This is a genomic window from Sphingobium wenxiniae, assembly GCF_007830065.1.
Lineage (GTDB): Bacteria > Pseudomonadota > Alphaproteobacteria > Sphingomonadales > Sphingomonadaceae > Sphingobium > Sphingobium wenxiniae.
This window is the reverse complement of sequence record NZ_VLKK01000059.1, coordinates 1-2918: the sequence shown is the minus strand read 5'-3', so window position 1 is coordinate 2918 and position 2918 is coordinate 1. Positions and strand designations below refer to the sequence as shown.

The 2918-nt window shown below is 62.0% G+C and carries 2 protein-coding genes; one reads left to right on the top strand and one right to left on the bottom strand.

The window, feature by feature from the left end; all coding sequences use genetic code 11:
- Window positions 1-89: 89 nt before the first annotated feature.
- Complete coding sequence (locus IQ35_RS20705) at window positions 90-1595, bottom strand: class I adenylate-forming enzyme family protein (protein WP_158636737.1); 1506 nt, start codon at window positions 1593-1595, stop codon at window positions 90-92.
- Between the two features lie 944 nt (window positions 1596-2539).
- On the opposite strand from IQ35_RS20705, the gene IQ35_RS21160 reads away from it, so the two are divergent.
- Window positions 2540-2863: a hypothetical protein gene (locus IQ35_RS21160; protein ID WP_158636736.1), complete on the top strand. Its 324-nt coding sequence runs from the start codon at window positions 2540-2542 to the stop codon at window positions 2861-2863.
- Window positions 2864-2918: the final 55 nt, after the last annotated feature.

The following is a 2918-nucleotide window of genomic DNA, read 5'->3' as shown; positions in this document are numbered from 1 at the left end:
GCGCCGAACGGCTGCGCGCCTGGGGCGTTACCCTCCCCTGACTTGCGGTTGTCCCCGACCGGCATCTTCGCCCGTCGCGGGACGGTGGATCAGGATCTCGCCTCGGCCATGGCGTTGCGGTTCAGCTTCATCGTATCCGCCCGGCCCAAATCCTCGACGAATTCATAGGCCTTGGGAATCTTCTGCGGAGCCAGCCGCGCCTTCAGGAATGCAGCCATGTCCTGCGCGGCGGGCGGAGACTTCGGGTCGGCCGCGACCAGAACGGCGTGCAATCGGCGGCCCCAGTCCGCATCGGGCAATCCCAGCACCACCGCGTCGGCAATCCCGGGATGCTCCAGGATCGCCGCCTCCACCTCGGCGGGGAACACGTTGACACCCCCGGTTTTCACCATGTCCGTGCGCCGGTCGGCGATGTAGAGATAGCCTTCCCCATCGACCCAGCCAAGATCCCCGACCGATACGAAGCCGTCTTCGCTGCGCCTGGGCGCCTCGCCGCCCCAATATTCGAACCGGTCGCTGTCGCCCGATTTCGCGCGCATATAAATCTCGCCAATCTCTCCGGCCCGCCTGGCCTGGCCGTCCTCGCCGACGATCCTGATCTCGCACGCGCCGCCCTTGCCGACGGTGCCGGGCCGCTTGAGCAGCTCGTCGCCGCGGATGTTGGTGGAGCCGAAGCCTTCCGATGCCCCATAGCCGACGATGATGTTCTCCGCTCCGACAAGATCGGCCCAGCCCCGCAGCACGGTCTCGGAGATCGCGCCCGCTCCGGCGATGACCAGCCGCAGGCTCTGCATCTGCTCCGCGCGAAGGTCCGCAAGCCGCAGGAGCCGGACCATCGTCGCCGCGACCAGCCCGATCATGGTCACCTGATAGCGCGAGATGATCTCCACCACCCGCGCCGCGTCGAACCGGGCAATGACCACCAGCGTATCGCCGGCCGTCAGCGACTTGACGCTGAGCGAGAGGGCAGATGTATGATAGAGCGGCGTGCAAATCAGTTGCACATGGCCGTCCCCGGGCGCGGCGCTTTCCACGCTGGCGAACTGCCAGTCCAATGTCGCCGGCCGGCAACTGACGATGAGCTTTGGACGCCCTGTCGATCCGCCCGACGCGATGGCCCAGGTCCGCCTGGGAAGCTGATCGACGACATGGGGCGCGGGTTCCGGCGAGGCGGTCATCGCAGCCACTTGCGCCGTGCCGATCCGCGGCGCGGGCAGATCGCCCGGCCAGTCGCCAACGATCACGCTCGGCTTGACCACATCGATGTACCGCTCCTGCTCCCAGGGCGTGAAGTCGTATTTCAGCGGCGCGGGACAGGCGCCGATGCGCCAGCTTGCGACCAGCGCCACATAGAAGGGAACGCCGTTGGGCAGAGCGATCGCGATCATGCTGTCCGCATCCGCGCCTTCTGCCAGAAAGCGCTTTGCCAGCCGGTCCGCCGCCGCGTCCAGTTCGGCATAGGTCAGGCTTTCTTCCGGCCCATGAACCGGCACGAAGCGGATCGCGAAATGATCGGGCCGCTCCTTCGCGAACCGCCGTATCTGCTCCGAATAGGAAATCGCTCCGCCTCTCGGCGCGCCTTCTGTGATACTCATCGCTCTCTTCCAGCCTAGTTGTTTTCGGTTGATCGAAATTTGGAAAGGAATCCAATATATCAACCGTTGTCTACAAAATTCCATGACGCTGTGCAGCCTGCCATTTCCGGCCTGCGCAACACATCATCTCCCTGATAAGCACTCTCGGAGTCCTCCATACATGCTGCCACGACATCATCTGGCAGGGGTCGTGTGTTGAGCACCGAGGCAAAGCTTGCAACCTGAATCGAAGACGCATTGGGTGGGTGCATCGTCCGCATCAGCCGCCTCACTTTGGGATGGCGGCTCAAGGGATTCCGGCGTCAAGATGGGGGTTGGTCGTTTTGACCTGGATCGCCTCGATGTTGAGATCTCCCGACTGAGCGAATGCGGCGTCCAGGACGGCGTTCTCGCTCGGATGCCCCGATAGCGACGATTTTCCAGCATGAGATCGCGGCCCCAGCCCGGATCGGCCATTGTCTCCAGCCAGTGGCCTATCAGGCAGAGCGGACGGGTTGCTTCGCGACACGGCCAATTGGCGCAACTTTCGCTAGTCAACGCTACGGTGGCCTATTTCTGGCAATTATCTGGAGACATTATGGAGACAACGACCTCCGCGCCCAGCATTGTCTCCAACGAAAAGGCGACCCGAAAGTCGCCAATCCACTGATTTTCTTAGGAAAATCTGGAGCGGGCGAAGGGATTCGAACCCTCGACCCCAACCTTGGCAACGGGGACGAAATTCAGGAAATCCATAGGCTTATCCTATCATCAGGTAGCAGTGACTAGCACGGATTTCCATGTGGTTAGCAACGGCTGCGTGCCAGTTGCGTGCCAGTTCCCATAAACAGAAAAGCCCCACCGTTGGCGCGGCAGGGCTTTCCGGAGCGCCGGACGACGCTGACTAGTAACGGCACCTAATACGCTCGGCGCTCCATCGTAGCAACTCGAATGGAGCTATCATTATGCCTTCGGCCAAATACACGCCCTACGGGATCGACGACCTCTCCGACTTCAAAGTCTGGCGTCTGCAAAACCCGAACGCTCACAAGCTGCTCAAGGAGATCATCTTCCGGTGGCGCGGCTCCAATGCGAAGGTGAAAGGCAGGCCCGGTCGGTGGACCGTGTGGCCTATTCAGCAGTGGGCCGATTGGGCGGGCCTTTCATCCGATCAGACCGAGCGAGCATTACAGTGCCTTGAGTTAGAAGGTCTCATTCTGCGCGAACGTCACAGGTGGGCGGGCAGCACTGTGAACCGCCCCGGGTTTGTCGGAGGCCATTTGGTTTAAGTTACGCAGCCATGGGTTGGTCGTCCAGCATGGCATAATATCGTTCTTCGGCTTC